Annotated in this window: 18 protein-coding genes; 1 reads left to right on the top strand and 17 read right to left on the bottom strand. The window is 57.2% G+C overall.

Annotation, left to right across the window (positions count from 1 at the left end; genetic code table 11):
- Positions 1–10: 10 nt before the first annotated feature.
- The 11 genes from VGK48_09250 to VGK48_09200 all read right to left on the bottom strand — a co-directional run bounded on the left by VGK48_09250 (position 11) and on the right by VGK48_09200 (position 10,564).
- Positions 11–1,459 (bottom strand): NADH-quinone oxidoreductase subunit N, encoded by a 1,449-nt coding sequence (locus tag VGK48_09250; protein ID HEY2381353.1) that lies wholly within the window; start codon positions 1,457–1,459, stop codon positions 11–13.
- Positions 1,459–3,042, bottom strand: coding sequence for an NADH-quinone oxidoreductase subunit M (locus VGK48_09245; GenBank protein HEY2381352.1), 1,584 nt, complete (start codon positions 3,040–3,042; stop codon positions 1,459–1,461). The genes VGK48_09250 and VGK48_09245 overlap by 1 nt, the downstream gene beginning before the upstream one ends.
- Positions 3,042–5,099, bottom strand: a complete 2,058-nt coding sequence (gene nuoL / locus VGK48_09240) for an NADH-quinone oxidoreductase subunit L (protein HEY2381351.1) — start codon at positions 5,097–5,099, stop codon at positions 3,042–3,044. The genes VGK48_09245 and nuoL overlap by 1 nt, the downstream gene beginning before the upstream one ends.
- 148 nt (positions 5,100–5,247) lie before the next feature.
- Positions 5,248–5,550 carry an NADH-quinone oxidoreductase subunit NuoK gene (gene nuoK / locus VGK48_09235; GenBank protein ID HEY2381350.1) on the bottom strand — a complete coding sequence of 101 codons (303 nt, stop codon included), beginning with the start codon at positions 5,548–5,550 and terminating at the stop codon, positions 5,248–5,250.
- A gap of 6 nt (positions 5,551–5,556) precedes the next feature.
- Entirely contained in the window at positions 5,557–6,087 is a 531-nt protein-coding gene (locus tag VGK48_09230; GenBank protein ID HEY2381349.1) for an NADH-quinone oxidoreductase subunit J, read from the bottom strand.
- A gap of 36 nt (positions 6,088–6,123) precedes the next feature.
- The gene (locus tag VGK48_09225; GenBank protein HEY2381348.1) at positions 6,124–6,594 is read right to left on the bottom strand and encodes an NADH-quinone oxidoreductase subunit I; all 471 of its coding nucleotides are present in this window, start codon (positions 6,592–6,594) and stop codon (positions 6,124–6,126) included.
- A 4-nt stretch (positions 6,595–6,598) separates the two neighbouring features.
- The gene (nuoH, locus tag VGK48_09220; GenBank protein ID HEY2381347.1) at positions 6,599–7,639 is read right to left on the bottom strand and encodes an NADH-quinone oxidoreductase subunit NuoH; all 1,041 of its coding nucleotides are present in this window, start codon (positions 7,637–7,639) and stop codon (positions 6,599–6,601) included.
- A gap of 50 nt (positions 7,640–7,689) precedes the next feature.
- A complete protein-coding gene (locus VGK48_09215) occupies positions 7,690–8,808 on the bottom strand; it encodes an NADH-quinone oxidoreductase subunit D (GenBank protein ID HEY2381346.1) in 1,119 nt (372 codons plus the stop codon).
- Positions 8,809–8,817: 9 nt separating this feature from the next.
- On the bottom strand, positions 8,818–9,597 hold the full coding sequence (locus tag VGK48_09210; GenBank protein HEY2381345.1) for an NADH-quinone oxidoreductase subunit C: 780 nt from the start codon (positions 9,595–9,597) through the stop codon (positions 8,818–8,820).
- 162 nt (positions 9,598–9,759) lie between these two features.
- Positions 9,760–10,167 (bottom strand): SET domain-containing protein-lysine N-methyltransferase, encoded by a 408-nt coding sequence (locus VGK48_09205; protein ID HEY2381344.1) that lies wholly within the window; start codon positions 10,165–10,167, stop codon positions 9,760–9,762.
- On the bottom strand, positions 10,145–10,564 hold the full coding sequence (locus VGK48_09200; protein HEY2381343.1) for a hypothetical protein: 420 nt from the start codon (positions 10,562–10,564) through the stop codon (positions 10,145–10,147). Before VGK48_09200 ends, VGK48_09205 begins: the two co-directional genes overlap by 23 nt.
- A gap of 24 nt (positions 10,565–10,588) precedes the next feature.
- On the opposite strand from VGK48_09200, the gene VGK48_09195 reads away from it, so the two are divergent.
- Complete coding sequence (locus VGK48_09195) at positions 10,589–11,398, top strand: hypothetical protein (GenBank protein HEY2381342.1); 810 nt, start codon at positions 10,589–10,591, stop codon at positions 11,396–11,398.
- An 85-nt stretch (positions 11,399–11,483) separates the two neighbouring features.
- On the opposite strand, the gene VGK48_09190 is transcribed toward VGK48_09195, so the two are convergent.
- The 6 genes from VGK48_09190 to VGK48_09165 form a co-directional block, all read right to left on the bottom strand.
- Entirely contained in the window at positions 11,484–12,431 is a 948-nt protein-coding gene (locus VGK48_09190; GenBank protein ID HEY2381341.1) for an MBL fold metallo-hydrolase, read from the bottom strand.
- A 102-nt stretch (positions 12,432–12,533) separates the two neighbouring features.
- Positions 12,534–13,331, bottom strand: a complete 798-nt coding sequence (locus VGK48_09185; protein ID HEY2381340.1) for a hypothetical protein — start codon at positions 13,329–13,331, stop codon at positions 12,534–12,536.
- An 18-nt stretch (positions 13,332–13,349) separates the two neighbouring features.
- Positions 13,350–14,144, bottom strand: a complete 795-nt coding sequence (locus VGK48_09180) for a hypothetical protein (GenBank protein HEY2381339.1) — start codon at positions 14,142–14,144, stop codon at positions 13,350–13,352.
- Entirely contained in the window at positions 14,141–14,566 is a 426-nt protein-coding gene (locus tag VGK48_09175) for a DUF6152 family protein (GenBank protein ID HEY2381338.1), read from the bottom strand. The genes VGK48_09180 and VGK48_09175 overlap by 4 nt, the downstream gene beginning before the upstream one ends.
- A gap of 41 nt (positions 14,567–14,607) precedes the next feature.
- Entirely contained in the window at positions 14,608–18,642 is a 4,035-nt protein-coding gene (locus VGK48_09170; protein ID HEY2381337.1) for a TonB-dependent receptor, read from the bottom strand.
- 338 nt (positions 18,643–18,980) lie between these two features.
- A complete protein-coding gene (locus VGK48_09165; GenBank protein ID HEY2381336.1) occupies positions 18,981–19,958 on the bottom strand; it encodes a chemotaxis protein CheB in 978 nt (325 codons plus the stop codon).
- Between the last annotated feature and the right edge of the window lie 39 nt (positions 19,959–19,997).

Here is a 19,997-nt window from a genome sequence, read left to right as displayed (position 1 = left end):
TGGCGGCTCGTCAGAACCCCAGAATGACGGCGTGTCTCGCCAGCGCGATAAACGGATCCGGATAAATTCCGATCAGCATCGTGAAGATGATCGCGACACCCAGAGCCATGTTCAAACCAGGAGCAAGGGTGAGGCCGGTCTTCTCGGTTGCGTCACGCATGAACATTGAGACGACAATCCTGAAGTAGAAGTAGACCGATATCGCGGCATTCAACACCGCGATGACTGCCAGGACGTTGTGCCCTGTTTCGATGGCGGCGGCAAAAAGGAAGTATTTGCCGATGAAACCCGCGGTCGGCGGGATGCCGGCCAGCGAGAGCAGGAAAATCAACATCAGCACGGCGGCTGTGGGATGCCGGAAGAACAATCCCGCCATGTCATCGACGTGTTCGCCGATGACATCCTTGCGCCGCAGGGCGACGATCACCGCCCAGACACCGATGTTGGTGAAGGTGTAGATCAGAAGATAGAGTCCAACGGCAGTCAGACCGGTCTCGTTTCCTGCAATGAAGCCGATCAGGATGTATCCGGCATGTGAAATCGACGAATACGCCAGCAGCCGCTTGACGTTCGACTGCGTGATCGCCGCAATGTTGCCGATCGTCATCGTCATGATCGAAACCGCCGCCATGATCGTGACCCACTGAGGCCGGAGCGGATAGATCGCAACCATGAAGATGCGGACCATCATCGCAAACGATGCGGCTTTCACCGCAACCGACATGAAGGCGGTTATCGAGGTCGGGGCGCCTTCGTAGGCGTCCGGAGTCCATTGATGAAACGGCACAGCCGCCACCTTGAAGAACATTCCGGCGGACAGTGTGATCATCGCCATCAGCGAAATCGGATCGGTAATTGGACGCCGCGACAGCGCTTCCGCGATATCGACGAACCGTGTCGACCCCGAAATGCCATATAGGAGCGACATGCCGTAAAGCAGGATCCCGGAGGAAAACGCTCCGAGCAGGAAATACTTGAGCGAAGCTTCGTTCGATCGTTGATTGCTGCGCAGGAAACCGACGAGGACATACGTCGCAATCGCCATCGTCTCGAGACCGATATACAGCGTCACCAGATCGACGGCGCCGGCCATGAACATCATGCCCATCGTCGCGAACAGGATCAACGCATAGTATTCGCCGTGATTTTCCCGCTCGATGTCGAGGTATTTCAACGAAATCGCGATCGAGAGAGCGGCGGCCAGCAGAAAGATCAGCTTGAAGAATATGGCGAACGGATCGAGGCTCAATGCGCCGCCATATGCCGAAAATTCCACCGATCTCAAGCGGTACAAAAACAGAGCCGATGCGGCGATGCCGGCCAGCGCAAAATAGCCGAGTTTGCGCTTTTCCTTGACCAACAGGTCAAAGATCAGGAGAAACATCCCGAATACAGCCAGTTCGAGTTCCGGAACAATCGCGCCTATATCCTGTACAGTGACGGTCTGCAGAAATTGCATTACCGGACGGCTCCATTCTCGGCGTTCAGCCGTGGAGCACCCTGAAAGAAGTCCGGACGAACCTTCGCCACGATCTTGTTTACCGGCTTATCCAGAATGCGGAAGAACGGCGCAGGGTACAGACCGATCCAGAAGGCCACGATAATCAGCGGAACGATCGTCGCCAGTTCGCGCAGATTGAGGTCGAGCAGCTTCTCGTTGGCCGGGTTTTCGATTTTACCGAGCATCGTCCGCTGATAAAGCCAGAGCATGTAAGCCGCGCCAAGAACGATCCCCGAGCCGGCGAAGACCGCCCATGCGAGGTGTTCCTGCAGGGCGCCCATCATGATGGTGAATTCACCGATGAACCCGTTCAGCAAGGGCAGGCCGATAGACGACATCGTCATGATCAAAAAGACGATCGCAAACATCGGCATCACATTCGAAATGCCGCCGAATTGGGCGATTTCACGAGTGTGCCTGCGTTCGTAGATCATGCCGACGATCAAGAAGAGCGCGCCGGTCGAGATTCCGTGGTTGATCTGCTGGATGATACTTCCGTTCAATCCATTCGGATTCAGGGCGAACATGCCGAGCATGACGAATCCCATGTGGCTGACGGACGAATACGCCACAAGCTTCTTCATATCCGGCTGCATCATCGCGACCAGGGCGCCGTAAACGATGCCGATAATCGCAAGCGTGATCATCATGGGGACGAAATGTTTTGTTCCTTCCGGAAGAATCGGCAGACTGAAGCGCAGGAATCCGTATGTTCCCATCTTCAGCAGCACTCCGGCAAGAATGACCGAACCCGCTGTGGGCGCTTCAACGTGAGCGTCGGGCAGCCAGGTGTGGAACGGGAACATCGGAACCTTGATCGCGAATCCGACGAAGAAGGCGAGGAATATCCAGTACTGGAAATTGTATGCCAGATACGGGGCGATCGCGTGAAACGCCAGTACGTCGAACGTATTGCCGACTCCGAACTGAGCTGCGATATCCGCGTGCTGCGCGGCAATGGACGGATAGATGAAATACAGCGCCAGGATCCCGAGCAACATGAGAACCGATCCCACCAGCGTATACAGGAAGAACTTGATCGCCGCGTAAAGCTTTCTTGGACCGCCCCACACCCCGATCAGGAAGTACATCGGCACCAGCATGACTTCCCAGAACACGTAAAACAGGAAGAAGTCGAGCGAGATGAAGACGCCCAGCATGCCGACCTGCAGCATCATCATGAAAACGTAGTATTCCTTTACCCGGTTTTCGATCGCGGTCCAGGATGACAATACCGCCAGGGGACCAAGCAGCGTCGTCAGCATGATCAGCAGCAGCGAAATCCCGTCGATGCCGACGTGATAATTCGCGCCGAGCGTCTGCACCCAGGGTATGTTCTCCACGAACTGCATCTGGTCCGAAGTGTTGCGATCGAACCAGAACCACAGCGGCAGCGACAGAACGAATCCGGCAATCAAAACGAAATTGGCCCAGATGCGAATGAGAGTTTTGTTCTCCTTGTTGAAGAAAAAGAGAACAATCATGCCCGCCAGCGGCCAGAACGCCACGATGGTCAGGATATGCTGACGAAAGAAGTCCATTACGGAGTCCCCCACAAAACATAACCAATGAAGATCAAAACGCCGAAAATCATTACCAGCGCGTAATTCTGCACATATCCTGTTTCAATCAGGCGGACAGGCCAACTCAATGTCTTCACAAAACCGCCGATCAGCCGGACCAGCCCGTCCACGATCCAGCGATCCCACCAGCTCGAACCGAGGGCGCCTTCCACGGCGGTGTATGCCGAGCCGTTAACCGCGCCGTCAACGACTTTCGCATCGAATCTCCACAAAGTCTTGCCGGCGTCCTTCGCGCGATTGACGAACAGCGCGTCATAGAGCTCGTCGATGTACCACTTGTTCAATATCCAGCGATAAAGCGAACCGTACTGTCGTACCTCGCGCTCCTCTTCCCAGCTGCGCTTGCAGTATTTGAAATAAGCGACGCTGAAGCCGATCACCGCGATGAGGACGGAAATTACGGCCATGCCCCCCTCGGCGAACTTGCCGTAGTCGGCCGGCGGCGCATGTGGAATCGGCAGCGGCTCGAACACCGGTTCCAGAAAATGCTCGAATGCGTTCGTTCCGCCGAGCCAGGCCGGCCAGCCGATCCATCCCGCGACAATCGAGCCGATTGCGAGGATGATCAACGGCGTGGTCATCGAAGCGGGCGATTCATGGATGTGATGTTCTGTATGGTGATCGACCCTCGAATGCCCGAAGAACGTCATGAACAACAGCCGGAACATATAAAAAGCCGTCATCCCAGCCACCAGGGCTCCCATCAGCCAGAGCAAGACATGGCCCTGCTCGCTCGAGAACGCTCTCCAGAGGATCTCGTCCTTCGAGAAAAATCCGGCGAACGGCGGCGCGCCCGCAATTGCCACGGTGCCGATGGCCATCGTCCAGAACGTGATCGGAATCTTGTTCTTCAGCGCGCCCATCTTGCGCATGTCCTGCTCGTGGTGCATGGCATGAATCACGCTGCCCGAGCAAAGGAAGAGGAGAGCCTTGAAGAAGGCATGCGTCATCAGGTGGAAGATACCGGCCGTAAACGCCCCGACGCCGAGAGCCAGGAACATGTATCCGAGCTGGCTGACGGTCGAATACGCCAGCACTTTCTTGATGTCGTTTTGAACCAGCGCGATCGAGGCCGCGAAAAATGCCGTGAGGGCTCCAACCACGGCAATGATCGCCATGACCGACGGGGCCATCTGGTAAATGAAGTTGCTGCGCGCCACCATGTAAACGCCGGCGGTCACCATCGTTGCGGCATGGATCAAAGCGCTGACGGGCGTCGGACCCTCCATGGCATCGGGCAGCCATACATATAACGGAAGCTGGGCGGACTTGCCGGTCGCGCCGATGAAGAGCGCCAGGGCAATCGTGAAGAACACGGGGTCGCCGACATGGAACGCGCCGGACATCACGCCTTCGCGGACCTTCTCGCCGACCTGGTTGAATTCCAGCGTCCCGAACGTCGCGAAGATCATCATGATCCCGATCGAAAGTCCCCAGTCACCGACGCGGTTCACCACAAAAGCTTTCTTGGCGGCATCGCCCGCGCTTCTCTTGTGGAAGTAATAGCCGATAAGGAGGTACGAACATAAACCGACGCCTTCCCACCCGATGAACATCATCAGATAGTTGCTGCCCAGAATCAGCGTCAGCATCGAGAACATGAAGAGGTTCAGGTACGTAAAAAAGCGATAGAACCCGTCCTCCTCATGCATGTATCCGATCGAGTAGACGTGAATCAGGAAACCGATACCGCTGACGACGAGCACCATCACGCACGAAAGCGGATCCAGCAGATAAGACCAGTCGACCGAGAACCGCGTCATCGCGCCTTCGGCATTGTGAGACGGGCCGGCATTGATCCACTCGTAAAGCCGCACGGTGTGCTCACGATGGCCGGGTTCGAGTTGGAGAAGCTGGAACACCGCCCCGGCAGCGAAAATGAAGGCGATGAATGCGGCGCCGGAGGCGATCACCGCGACGACGCTCTTCGGCAGCCGTTTTCCGAACAGCCCGTTGATGACGAATCCGATCGCCGGAAACAGCGGGATCAGCCAGATCAGATCTAAAAAGTTCATCTACATTCCACTATTGAGAAACGGAAAACGAGACAAGACTCATTGGAAATTGAATCATCCGGGGTTTCTTCATTTCTAAATCTGGAATGAAGAAACTCCGATTGATGCAATTTCCAATAGGTTCCCATTGTTTCTTCCCTGAGTACGGTTACCACTTCATCAGATCGATTTCGTTGATGTTCATGGTTTCCTTGTTCTTGAACATCGCGATAACGATCCCGAGACCCACCGCGGCTTCGGCCGCAGCGACTGTGATGACAAAGATTGCGAAGACCTGTCCGGTCACCTGCTGAAGGCGGTCGGAGAACGCGATCAGGTTGATATTGACGGCATTCATCATCAGCTCAATCGACATGAGGATGATCATGATATTTCTGCGCGTGAGAACGCCGATGACGCCGATTGTAAAGAGAGCCGCACCTAAAAGCAGATAATGAAACGTCCCAACCATACCGGTTTACTCTTCCGCCGGCGTTCGCTTTTTCGCCAGCACGACAGCCCCGACGACCGCAACCAGCAGCAGGATCGACGCGATCTCAAAGGGCAATAGATAGGTTGTGTACAACGCAATTCCAACCCTCTCGGAATTCCCCACCACGGCAGCTGCGGCCGCGGGCGGCGGAACCGCTACAGGCAGGTTCAGAGAATCGCGGCCCTCGTACAGGCCGTATGCGAGTTCCGCAATCAGGATCGCGGAGGTTATCAGCGCGATGACCCATTGCCGGTTGAATTGCCGCTCATGTTCGGCGCGCTCCACCGAGATCAACATGATGACGAATACAAACAGCACCAGAATGCCGCCGACATAAACGATGACCTGCACACCGGCGAGAAACTCGGCATGGAGCGTCAGAAAAATGCCGGCGACGGCAAACAGGGTTGAGCCAAGAAAGGCCGCGCTGTGCACCACGTTGTGCCGCGTGATCAAAAGAATCGCGGAGACGATGGCGATTGCGGCAAAGATGTAAAAAAGAACTAGCTGCAGCATGTCAATTGTTGCTCAATGGCTTGTGAGCGACAGCCATCATTTCGTGTAGACCACCGGCTGATTGCCTTCTTCGAGCTTCTGCCGGCCCCACTTCATATTCCGGCGGTCATACAAGCTCAACTCGAAATCCTGTGTCAGTTCCAGACATGGGGTCGGGCAGGCGTCCTCGCAAAGCCCGCAAAACATGCAGCGCGACAGATCGAACGTGTACGTCGTCAGCGCCTTCTTCCCTTCTGCGGTACGCTCCCACCCCACTTCGATGCAGTGTTCCGGACACGCCAGCGCGCACAGGTTGCACGCGATACAAAGCGTTTCGCCGTTCTCCGGATCGTTGTTCAGGCGCGGCGCGCCGCGGAAACGTTCCGCGACTTTGGGACGGACCTTTGGGTACTGCTCCGTGTAATTCTTCGAAGGGCGCTGGTATGAGAACGTCAGAGCCAGTCCCTTGATCAAGTCGACCAGGAATATCTTCTTAAGGAAGCTGAGTTCCGGACGTTTGACCTTCATATGTTTATCCTTTCCCGCCTAAAACCAGAACGACCACAGCGGTCACGACGACGTTTGCCATCGAAAGCGGCAGGAGATATTGCCAGCCCAGCTTCATCAGCTGATCGTACCGATAACGCGGCCAGCTCGCCCGGAACCATAGGTAGCAGTAGAGGAAGACGACAACTTTGGCGATGAACCAGAGAACTCCGGGAATCAGATCCAGGAATGAGAGCGCCGCGACGTTCGGGAACGGCCGCAACCAGCCGCCCCAGAACAGGGTGACGGCCATAGCTGCCACTGTAAGCATGTTGGCATACTCTGCAAGGAAGAACAGGGAGAATCGGAAACCGCTGTATTCCGTATGGAAGCCCGCCACCAGCTCCGATTCGGCTTCCGGCAGATCGAAGGGCGCCCGGTTGGTTTCCGCCACTCCGCAGATGAAGAAAAGGATGAATCCTATCGGCTGAAGAAAGACATACCAGTAGCCGGTATTCTTCTGCGCTTCGACGATGCTGACCAGGCTCAAACTGCCGGAGAGCATCAAAACGCCGATGATCGAGAAGCCGAGCGCGACTTCGTAGCTCACCATCTGGGCGGCAGAGCGAAGCGCTCCGAGCAACGGATATTTGCTGTTGGAGGCCCAGCCGCCGAGAATGATTCCCAGCACCCCCACCGACGAAATCGACATTACATAAAGGACGCCGATGTTGATGTCCGTGAGATACATCGTGACCGTCCGGCCTAGAATATGTATCGGCGGACCGATCGGAATCACGGCCAGTACGATGAATGCCGGAATCAGACAGATGACGGGAGCCAGCGTGAAAATCCAGCGGTCCGCCTGATCGGGAACGATGTCTTCTTTGATCAGCAGTTTGAGTGGATCCGCCACCATCTGAAGAATTCCCCAGGGACCGACGCGCATCGGACCGAGCCGGACCTGCATCCAGGCAATGACTTTCCGTTCCGCGAGCGTAATGACGGCGACATATCCGGGGACGATCGCCAGAATGAGGGCGATCTTGATGAGCGGTATCAGAATGTAATCGATTGCAAAGTCCATATATAAAATGCGCTCTAGTTCCTGTTTCGCGCTATCGCGCTCACGCTTCGCTACCGGTCGATTTCGCCCAGGACGATGTCGAGCGTTCCGATAATCGCCACGACGTCGGCCACCATGAGACCGGCGACCATCTTCTTTAAGGCCTGCAGGTTCACAAATGATGGCGGCCGCACCCGCGCGCGATACGGCTGCGTGCTCCCGTCGCTGACGATGTAGTAACCGAGTTCCCCTTTCGGCGCCTCGATCGAATGATAAATATCCCCCACCGGTGGTTTGATGATCTTGGATACCTTGGCCATGATCGGTCCATCTGGAATCTTCTCGACCGCCTGCGCGACGATCCGCGCGGACTGCCGCATCTCCTCGATGCGCACCATATACCGGTCGTAGGTATCTCCGGTCGTGCCGGTTGGAATATCGAACTGAAATTCGGGATAAATGCAGTATGGCTTTGCTTTTCGAAGATCCCACTCCACGCCCGAACCGCGCAGCGGCGGACCGGTGACGCCCAGATCAATCGCTTCCTTGGCCGAAATCACACCGACGCCGCGGGTACGGCCGATCCAGATGCGGTTCTCGGTCAAAAGCGTTTCGTATTCATCGACGTGGGCCGGAAACTCCCGCACGAATTTGCGGACCTGGTCTTCGAAACCTGCGTAGATCTCGTATTGCGTACCGCCGATCCGGAACATGTGCGTGGTCAGGCGGGCGCCGCAATAATTCTCGAAAATCTTGAGAATTTCTTCGCGCTCGCGGAACGCATACAGGAACACGGTCATCGCGCCGATATCCAGCGCGTGAGTGCCAAGCCAGAGCAGGTGGCTCGAGATCCGGTTCAGCTCGGTCATGATGATCCGGATGTATTGCGCGCGCGGCGGCGCCGTCACACCGAGAAGTTTCTCGATCGTTTCGCAGTAACCGAGACAGTTCGACACCGCCGCAACGTAGTCCATGCGGTCGAGCGTCGGAACCCACTGCCCGTAGGTCTGCGCTTCACCGAGCTTTTCGACTCCGCGATGCAGGTAGCCGATCACGCACTCGGCGTCGATCACCCGCTCGCCGTCCAGCTTCAGTTTCACCTGCAGCACGCCGTGCGTCGACGGGTGTTGCGGCCCCATGCTGACGGTTATTTCACTCGCATCAAATAGAGTTTCGTCTTTAGTGGGCATATGGATAAATTAATCCTGCGGCGTCCGGTAATCCGGACTCTCGTCTCGCGCCTCTCCGACGTAGTATTTCTGGCCTGAATCGATACCGAGGTGCTTGCGCACCCACTCCACGTCCTGCAGCCGGATGTTGTAATCCTTTCGCAGCGGGAAACCGGTCCAATCCTCCGGCAGAAGGATTCGTTTGAGGTTGGGGTGATTGGCGTACTGCACGCCGAACATGTCGTAGACTTCGCGTTCTAGCCAGTCGGCAGTTGTCCAGACTGAAACAACGCTTTCGATCGACTCCCATTCCTTGACCCGGGCCTTGACGCGGACGTATTCGTTTTTCTCGAAGGAGTAGAGAATGTAAATGATCTCGAACACCTCATCCTTCGGCCAGTGAACCGCCGTTTCATCCGCCAGATAGTTGAACGGAACGATCGTGTTATCGCGGAGAAACACCATAATTTCCGCGATGCGATCCTTCTTTACTTCAATCTGATTCTGACCCAGAAAGGAATACGACTTGACGAACTCGCCCCCGAATTTTTCTTTGAGCGCATCGACGAGCGGGCTCGTCCAGGGTTCCTGTTGAGGGCCCTTGGGTTTCGCCGGAGCAGCGGGTGCAGCCGGCTTCGCTCCCGGCGGTGGCGGCGGAGGCTTTGGAGCGGCGGCTTTGGGTTCCCCCGCTGGGGGCGCCGCCGGTGCCGGCGGGGCCGCCGTCTTGGGCGGTGCCACGGGTTTTTCGGGTTGGGCTGCTGGCTCAGCCGGCTTTTCGGTCTGCTGGTTATCCTTTTGTTCTTCTGCCACTTTCTAAATCTCGGAAGTAACTGGATTGTCTCGAAGAGCGGCCGTCACACAAAGACGTGGATTCAACCACATGCTTCAACAGGTGTCAACGCCCACTCACGCGTTTCTTAACACGTGCAACAGAAGATAGTAACGCAAAGGGGAATCGCATTACCACTGCCGTCAGACGATCTTCCGTCTTCCTGCTTTTCTGGGATTGAACCCGTAGTTGAACGTGAGCTCCTCGCCCTTTGCGATGTCATCCAGGGAGTAAAAGATGATCCCACCGGCGCCTTCGCGCACGGCGGCGACGTTCGGCTTGATGGAATGATTGATGAACCTGGACTCGTTCATGCCGAAAATACCGTCGACGGCGCGGCCGTCTCCGAATTCCATCAGGCAGGTAAATCCGATTGAATCATAGAAGCGGCGGCGGCGCTGCGCCTCGCGCTGGGAAACCAGTTTTCCCTGGTACTCGATCAGGCGCTGTCCCCATTCGATATCCTGGCCGGCGAACAGGCCGAGGCCGTGGATTTTCGAGCGGGCAACAAACAGTCGTGGATAGGTTTCATCTGCGGCCTTTTTTGGCAAGAATCGTTCCGCCTTTCATATCCTTGATCTCGATGCTTTTGTCTTTAAGCGGCTGCCAGGTCTCCTTGGAAATTACGTCTCCGGAAGAAGATGCTACCGTCAGCTCGAGCTTTCCGCCCACGAACCTCGCCGACGATCTGGACTGTTCGGTCGACCCACCCAACGAGCCGGGATGTAACACGCCATCCAGCGCGAAGGTATGCTTATCCTTGACGTTTTTTCCCTGGTTACTGCTGCTTCGTTCGATTGAGATATACAGACATTCGTCTTGATCGATACTGAGATGGACCGCCTGCCCATCCTGCCCCTGAATCGTGTACTTTCCCGATAGGTCGGGACATCGGTCGGCAAGAGCCAGCTGAGGGATCAAAATCAAAATAACGCAGAAAACCTTCATGCACTAAGGTTAATCTGCTTTCGCTTGCCGACATACCAGGAATTACCCTCTCATATCGAAGAACACCGGGACCTGCACTGGAACCGGGAGGAGAAGGACTCCGTCCAGACAGTCTTGAACGCCGAAGCCTTCATCGCTCGGGTCGGGTTTGCCGGCTGCATGACGGACTCCAGAAAACCGGGTCCCTCACTCTATGTTGCCGTGTGCGGCCGGCGCGACGCGGTTATGCCCCGGAACGTCCAAAAGGATCCGGAAAGCTCTCACGCCTGGCGGTTGAAAGATGAACTGCTGCGGCGCGGCCGCGTCTACTACGGCAAGCTGCCGCGAGGCCGGGCGACCTTTCTCGCTCCCCGCATGATTCCCTCATTCAAGACACTCTTCGGCATTCGCCGGCGCGAGGAGAAAGAACGGCTGAGCAAGGCGGCCTTGAACGTCCTGCGCGTGCTGCGCAGAGAATGGGAAATGGCGACGACAGAATTGCGCCAGGAGTCGGGCCTGCTCGAGAAAGCCGCGTTCACGCGGGCGCTGGACGAACTCCAGGCGGCCATGATCGTCGTTCCGGCCGATGTCGTCTATGAACCGAAGTTCACGTACCTGTGGGGCCTCGCCGAAGAACGCTTTCCGAAGGAACTGGCCTCGAAAATGAGCCGGACGGACGCGTTGCGCGACGTGGCTCAATGCTTCCTGGACGGCGCCGGGCTGACAATCCCCGGTGAGCTGGCACGCGTCACCGGGCTGTCGCGCCCGGACGCCGGACTCGGCAACCGCGCCTTAGTTAAAGAAGGCTATGCCGTGATGCTTTCGGTGGGAACATACCGTTTGGCTTCCATATGATATTGGAGGTTGTATCATTTGAGGTTGTTTCATTTGAGATTTGAAATGCAGAAACCTCGAATGATGCAACCTCCAATAAAATTATCTATTTCGCCGCTTTCTGCAATTCCTCGTAGAACGCGTCAAGCCGCATCGCCGCATTGATATTCAGAAACCCGTTCACGTTCAGGGTTGAATCGGCCGCGTTGATCTGCGCGAGCAACTGCTCCTTCGGAGTTCCTTTCTTCACAAGGTCGATGGCGACGCTGTCGATTTTCGCGACGCGGTCGCGGGCGGCCTGAAGGTCGGCTTTTGTCGCCGGATTGCCGCGATTCGGAATGACGGTGTCGATATCGAGTTTCATCACCGCGTCGAGGGTCTTTGGCCATTCGACCAGGCTGCCGCCCTGGGCGTAGTCGCAGTTCATCCCCTGCTGGAACACATCGCCCATCGTGACGACCTTCAAATCCGGGAAGTAGACGAAGGCATCGCCGTTCGTCGAGGCCTTGCCGAAGTAATAAACGTGTGCGACTTCCTTGTTGTTGAGCTTGATCGAATAGTCTTTGTCGAAGGTGACGTTGGGCGGCTCCGGCGTTCCCGCCGCGTTCGTGTAGGTCTTCAGGCCTTCCTTCTCGTTGACATGGCCGATGACTTGGACTCCAGCCTTGATCATGGGACCGGCGCCGCCGCTCTTGTCCTGATGGACATCACCGATGACGGCGTACTTGATGGGTTTGTCGGAGATCATTTTGATCATGTTCATCAGGGTCTCGTAGTTCTGATCGCCCAACACGCCCGTATTTGCCAGAACCAGGCCGTCGTCCGTCACGCGAACGATCACGGATGCGGAACCGCCAATGCCGGAAATCATAAAAAGGCCCGGCTTGATCATCGTTGTGGTGGGTGTGCCGCCCCGGCCGCCGCCTCCTCCCCGTTGTCCACGGCCGCCGCCGCGCGCGCCATCAGCGCCTGCGGGCGCCTGTTGCCGGGCCATCGCGGCGGAAACCACGCACATCAGGCCCAGAATCATTGCAATGGATATTCTTCGAAACATCTTCCCTCCCGGAATGCAAAAGTGCGGCTGTCATCGTTGCACACCATTGCCTGACCTCGGAAGCTATTGTTTGGCCGGCCTCGGGCGGCGTCGACATTTGCACTAGCGGACATTTGCGTTCGAGTGGGTGCTTGGCATGTGCTCGTTGAGGTCAGGCAGGCATTCGACTTCAGCAATGTCCCGGGCGTCAACCCGTTGCCAGCGCTTTGTCATCTTCCAGTCGCCTTCCCAGGTCTTGGGATCGCTCAGCGTGTATTCGATCTCCAGGGTGTTTCCCTCGTTTGTCATGCGAATCCGCTCGACGATGTGCAGGGCGTCGCTCGCCTTGATTCCGGCGTCGATCCAATGATGGTCGGCGACGAAGTACTTCGTATCGACCACCAGCGTGTCGTTTTCCCAGTGGCCGATCGACTCGCCGTTGAAGCTGGGCACCGCAATATCGGGATCCGTGTGCGGGCGGCCATCCAGATAAACGATCCGCATGGTGTTCATCAATTCCTGGATCATGAAGACCGCGGTGGGGAGCTGGATCATCGCGATCGGCCACACCCGGGTCATCAGGATCGGCAAGCCCGACGGCCAGCACTGGCCGATGTCGTCGTGATACACCTTGCCTTCCGCCCGGGCTTTTTGCGCTTCATCGTAAATCGCCTGCGCCTCTGGAGTCAGCCTGAAGCCTGGCGGAGGCGCAAACTGGAAGGCGTTATTGGGCCCGCCGCCGTGCAACCATGTTCCGGTCAGGTCGAATGGCGGCTTCGGACGCGGCTTCGCCAGATTCGCCGGCGCCAGCGCGCCGAGCGCACCCGCCGGTTGAAACTGCGCCTGTAAGTCCGCTCCGGCACAAAAGAGGAATGCGGCCACAAATGCAACCACCCGTGCAGTCGTCCGTGATTTGATCATGAGTCCCCTATTCTCCTCTTACTTCTCCGTCCTGAGGTGTTGGACGCCTTTTTCATCGACATACTCGCGATTGTTATCGCAGACGAATTCGACCATTTCATAATCAGGCGTGCGCCGGTAAGCCAGCGTGTAGGTATAAGGCTTCTCGAGCACCACCGGATCCTCGATCGTGATCTGGTCGTGGAGCACATCAGGCGAAACCAGCCGCATACGTTCGGTGATCCGCATTTGATCGCTGTGCGGAATGCCCTGGTATTTCACGGATTCCTTGATGCCGACGGTATCGATCATTAACGTGCCGCCCTCCCAATGGCCGACCGAGCGGCCGTAGAACCCCGGCGGCACGTCATCGATCGGAAGCTGGGGCTTGTCCATGAAGACCCGGCGGACTTCATCGAAAGCCTCAGTGACGATGGTGAGCTGCTTCGGCGTTTGCGTGATCTCCACCGGATAACTGACGACCGACATCATCGCCGGCATGCCATACGGCACGCACGATACAGCAGCCGAAGCGAGGGGTTCGCCGCGCCTGGTAGCCTCCGCCTCGACGGCGCGGCGGGCCTGATACGGCTCGTTATACTCCGGCTTCATCGCCAGCGGCGTCGCGGGCGGCGGCGTTAGTTTCGGATCAGCGCCGCGGCCGCCACGATACGGTGTCCAGACACCATTGAAATCGGGAGTGCTGGGTTTCGACTGCGCATAAGCTCCGCCGGCAACAAACAGGACACACCAAACAGCACATAGTGCAATCCGGGCGAACGGCCTGGCACCATTCTTCGACAACATGAGAGCCTCCGGATGACGAGCGTTCATTTGGTTGGGGCTGTAGCCGCAGACGGGCCTCGGCCCGGCCCATTCCCGAGAGTTCGCCCATCCGCCAAGGTTGCCTGGACAAGCAGTCCGCCCGGCTCTCCGCTCCTCAACGGACTGATTTTCACGCTGATCTTGTCACCGTGTTTCAAGTCTTTGAACTTCCATCCGCTTTGCTGGAGGATGCTCGGACTTCCCAGTTCGATGCTCCAGTGCTTGACGGCGTTGCCCTCGGGAACGTCGATCTCGATATAGGCGTGCGGGTTGGTCCATTCGAACTTGGTAACCGTGCCGGTCAGCGCCATCGATTTCGTCGTATCGAACATGGCGAAGGAATGATGAGCTGTCAGCACGTTCGCTCCGGCGAAACAGCAGGTCACGAGAACGGCAAGGCAGCAAAGTCTGCGTCTGCTCACTTTAATCATGAGAATCCCCTTTTTTCTCAAACTAAAATACTTCGCCTCGTCTAGAAGGTAAAGCGAAGTTGCGCCTGCAACATCCGGTGCAGGGTGCTCTTGCCGGTGATCACTCCAAAACCCGTGGTGCTGGCAAGGCTCAGACTTGGCGCGTTCGGCTCCGGATGGTTGAAGACATCCGAGGCGTCCAGGCGGAACTGCAGGTTCTTGGACTCCGTGAGCCGGATGGCTTTACTGATGTTGGCGTCAAAACGCCAGCGGCCCGGCCCATACATCGAGTTGATACCCAGTGACGGAACGGTTCCCGGCTTGGCGTTCTGAATCAGGACCTGGCCCGTCTGGGTATTGGCCAGCGCATTCAGTGTGCAAAGAGGCTGTAAACTCGCCGCGAGCGCGGCACACTGCGGATCTTTGACCGTCGCAACGGTGCCCGGCGCGAAATAACTTCCGGTTGTCTTCGGAGTTCCGTTGAACGTTACTTTCCCTTCCTTCGGGAACGGCCCGACGACATCCGGCCTTGCATTGGCATACAAAGACGTACTGGCGCCGACCGTTGCCGGCGCGCCGGTGTTCAAGTTGAGGACAAAGCCGGTCTGCCAATTCTCGATAATCCGTCCGAGGACTCCCGATGTTCCGTTGAAGAACTGTTTGTTTGGCCCGACGGGCAGGGAGAAAGTGCCGTTGGTGCGGAAATCGTGAGTGCGGGTATCCGGCTGTACCGAGTAGTCGGCATGCCGGGCGAACGGCGCCGTAAAGGTCGGGCCCAGAGTATTCCCGCTCGCGGCCCATTGGCCGGTTCCCAGTGCCCTGCTGAACGTGTACGTCGACTGAAAGCCGAGACCGTGCGCGGGCCGCATCGTGACTTGCGCTTCAAGCGAATGGTAGTTGGTGCTGAAGTCGTTGGTCACGAGGTACACATTGCTGAACTGCGGGTTCGTGGCGATAAAGTTATCCGGAAATTGATTGACTCTCAATACAGCCCCGTTGACGCCCGATGCAACGGCGGGCAAAGTGGGATTCAAAGCCGCCGTATAGTCCAGGGTATTCAATGTTGCCGCCACCGCGGAGTAATTGCCATTGGCAAGGTTCGAGTTGAACCGGCTGTCGGCTCGAAGCTCGGCGGCCCCCGTAAATCCGTTCTGTCCCACCGTTCCGGACCCGAGATTGATGTTGTTGAAAATCTGATTCAACAACGTGGACTCTCCGCCTGCGCGCGCGGCGTCAAAAGCCTCTTTCAACCCATTGAAAAGGAAGTTCGGGCTGTTGATATTGAACGTCGGATTCCATTGCTTTCTTGCCAGCGTTCCAACGTAGCGCAAATCCAGCGTTAGACTCGAACTGAGACTCCGCGTCACCGACAATGTCAGGTTCTGAGCGTACGGAGCTACCGTGTTGGCTTGCGGTTGATAAACCTGTTGAGTTCGATCCGTAACCGGAACGGGTTGCATCGGCACGAGCGAGGAAGGCACTGGAATCAACGATGACAGCTTTGTCAAATCGAGATAGGCATTGGCTGCGGCATCCCCCGTAAACTGAATGCTGTTGGTGCTGCCGGGAACAGCGTTCTCCTGAAATATATTGTTGGGCGCCTGGATGATTTGATACGTGACCTGATAGCCGCCGCGAATGGTTGTCTTGCCCTCGCCGAACCACGGAACCTGCCATGCAAAACCAACCGCGGGGCCGAAATTGTTGTAGTCGTTGTTGTACCAGGGCGTATTGGGATTAGGCGAGTTCTTGCCGAGATAGCCGACGGGAGTGTTGGTGCCGCGAACTCCCGGCTTCATCCAATCAGCGAAGCTCGATCCGGAGACGCCCCAGATGGCGGCTTCGCCTCCGATCGCTCCTGCCATCAGGCCGTGGGTGTCGTATGGCACTCCGTAGTAGTCCCAGCGCAACCCAAGGTTCAGCGTCAGGTTCTTCTGCACCTTCCAATCATCTTTGGCGTAAAAGCTCGCTTCATTGTTGTGGAACTCGCGAACCCGCCAGGGATACGTTTTGAAGTCGACAAACGACGTCAGGTTGTTCGGATCTTCCATGAATTTGAGCTGCGAGACCTGGGACAACGAACCGGCAAGGAAATCCAGCAGGTTGCGCACGGCAGCGTTGTTGCCGCTCGCGCTGGTTCCCGCCAGCCCCGTCATGTTGGCTGAGCTGATCGCCGTGGTCGAGATGGGAGCGTTTGCGGCATCTCCGCCGGTGGCGCGCGGAATGGTCGTTGGGTTGCCTACGCCCGCGTCGTTACCCAGGGAGCGTCCACGGCGGATTTCACCGCCGAACTTGAATGCGTGTTTGCCTTTCGTCCAACTCAGCGAATCGCCGTAGCTGAACAAAACCGTCGTATCCAGATAAGAGGACGTGCCGCCCGAGCCGACGATCTGGTTGGTTTGGAAGTTCACAGCGCCCGTCCCGAGAAGCGGAAGGACGGGATAGCCGCTGACGTTAGGAACGAACGCCAGCGCGTTCTTACTCAACGTAGGATCGTTCAGCGGGTCGTACGAATTCTCGCCGATGCGACGCATACCCAGTCGAGCTTCGTTCACCAGTGTCGGCGACAGCGTCGAAACGAAATTGGCCGACAATGTCTGAGGGTGCTTGAAAACTGTGGCTTGAAAGCCGTTCGGCCAGGTCGCATAGTCGAAGTTGCCGGCGGAGTCTTCATACGTGTAAGACACCGACAGCTTGTTTCTGGGGTTGAGGTTGTGATCGATTTTGGTGTTGATCTGTTTGCGCGCAAGGCCGCCGGCAGTGATTCCGACTGAGGGCGTCCCGAAAACGCTCTCCGTCCCGCGGTTCTCATTTCGCAGCCATGTGAACCCCGCCGTATTCAGGCCATCGCCGACGGTGTAATTGTTCGGCATCGGCATGGTGGCCGTCAACTTCGTGACGTATCCCGTGGGATCGAGCGCTTTGCGGAATGGGTCCCAATTCGTGCCCGGCTGGACAAGCGCGGCAATATTGGAGCAGTCGGCGCTCGCCGCGGGCAGGGCCGCGGGAAGCTTTCCGAACACACTTGCGTAGCGAAGGGCGCCCGTGAAGGCCCCGCCCGTCGGATTCGTGGCGGGCGCCAGCGGATTACCGATGCCATCCACGACGGCGATGGTTGGAGTGGCGCCGGTGGACACAGTCGGGGCAATCGCGTTTCCGTTATTCCAGCTGTCGAAATACCGGAAAATCCCGTTACGCGCGCATGGCGTCAGCACAATCGGATTTTGTGTCGTATGCGCTCCGACAATCTGGTCGTCGAATAACGTGAAGAAAAATGTTCTGTTTTTGATGATGGGTCCGCCGACACTCCAAGTGAGCTGGTGGGCGTTGTTAAAACTCGGCGCCGTCGGCTTCCAGGCGCCGGTTGCCGGGTTGACCGCAAAGTTATTCGTCCAGGTATTGGCGTCCAGGGCCGAATTCCGGACGGACCACACGCCGGCGCCTCGAATCTGGTTGGTTCCCGATCGAGTCAGAAACTGGATCTGTCCGTTGCCGCGTCCCATTTCGGCATCGACCGGCGCCACGATGATCCGCATTTCGCCCACCAGGTCCGGGTTGATGACCGTCGCGGTTTGAGCGCCGGCCTGCGAGTAACGCGCCGAGCCGCTGGCATCGACTCCATCGCGCTGGATATTCACCTTGTCGGCGGTCAGCCCCGCAAACGTGCCGCTGATGCCGTCGTCATTCATGCGAACCCCCGGCATCAACAGATAAAAACTCACCAGGTTGTTGGCGACGATCGGCAGATCCGCCACTTTCTGTTGCGAAAGGACTTCACCTATGGAGGAACTCGAGGTCGCCAGCAGAGTGTCCGCGGCCACCGTGACTTCGACCGACTGCGCCGCCGTCGCCACCTGCATCGTGAAGTTCAATCGGACCTGCTGCGCATTTCCGAGCACGACGTTGGTGTAGGTCGCTTTCTGAAAGCCGGGCAGCTCCGCAGAAACCGTGTATGCGCCCGGCAGAAGGCCGGTCAGGTTGTAGGCGCCCGATTCATTGCTGACCACCGTTGTCACAACTCCGGTGGCGTTATTCGTTGCAGTTACAGAAACGCCGGGAAGCACGGCGCCACTGGGATCCGCAACCGTTCCACTCACGGTTGCGAAAATAGATTGGCTGAATGCCTCCCCCGAAAAAGCCAGGCCCATGAGTAGTGCTAAAGCTGCACAGAGAGTTCGCATCGGATCCCCCAATAGTCTGAAGTCACCTGGCCGTTATTCCTCGGAATGAACGGCCTATAGTTTTACGGCGAAATTTGGGGCCGACGTTAGTCCCTGGTTGCCTGCGGTGTCAAGCTTTAACTCATCTGGGTGGCGGGACAATTGGCAAAATCGGGAACGGAACACAAGAAACACAAAAGGCACAAGAAGTGGGCTCGCAAGCCTATTTTCTTGTGCTTCTGGTGTTTTGTTTGTGCCTCTTGTGTTTCGTTCCCTCAGTCCTTTTGAGGTTCCGTGTCCGCGCGCGCAAGCAGGTCTTCGAGCATTTCCCGGATCACTCTGGCTTTTTCCAGCGCGCTGTCGGCCCGCGCGATCATGCGTTCGGCTTTGTCCGGTCTCACGTGCGCGGCCGCCTTGCGCAGCAGCGATGCGCTTTCTTCGAGGGCGACAACGCCGGACCAGAGTGTCCTTTCCTCGGTATCCGAATGCGCGGCGATTGCCGATTCCAATGAATAAACGTGCCCGACCCGGCAACGAAATTCCATCAGGCCTCCGTCGCTGCGTTCGGACAATGGGCCTCTGCATTCCGGGCAGGTCAGGTCCGTGTGCGAATAGGCTTCGTCCGGCATTGGTATTTCCTCTTTGGAGGTCTCGATACGGGCGCCGCTGACCAGTGCAGCCAATAGTCCGGGCATTTCAGACACCCGGACACAATAGTCGACATGGTCCCGCTTCAGGGCATTTTCAGGCATGCTTGAAAACGGCGCATCGTCCGGATCCTGCACAACCGCAATGCCGCCGTGTTTCTTGATGTCGATGAGCCCGCCGCTTCCATCATCCAATAAACCGGTGAGCACCACTCCGATTACCCTGGAACCGCAGGTCTCGGCTGCCGTCCTGAACAACGGATCAATCGCGGGCCTGCTGTAATTTTCTTTGGGACCGGCCCACAGTTTCACTCGATCGTGTTTCAGCAGCATATGCAGATTCGGCTTAGCGACATAGATCCGTCCGGGGCGAATGGGTTCTTCATCTTTCGCATGAGCCGCCGGCAGCCTGCCGGCTGCGGCAAGAATCTCGGGCAGCCGGCTCTTCTCGGAAGCCGGCAAATGAAGGACGACAAAAATACTGGCGCGAATCGTGGACGGAAGCCCACCGACGAGTTGTCTCAACGCTTCAACTCCGCCGGCCGATGCGCCAATCACGATGATGTCCCGTTGCGTCATATCTCCAAGGTCAAGCTGTGTCCACAAACGGTGTCTCTTATTATCCTAAACCTGTTCGGCGGCTTG

This window comes from Terriglobia bacterium, from assembly GCA_036496425.1.
Lineage (GTDB): Bacteria > Acidobacteriota > Terriglobia > 20CM-2-55-15 > 20CM-2-55-15 > 20CM-2-55-15.
Note: the sequence above shows the minus strand (reverse complement) of the source record. Positions and strands in the feature narration are given on the sequence as shown.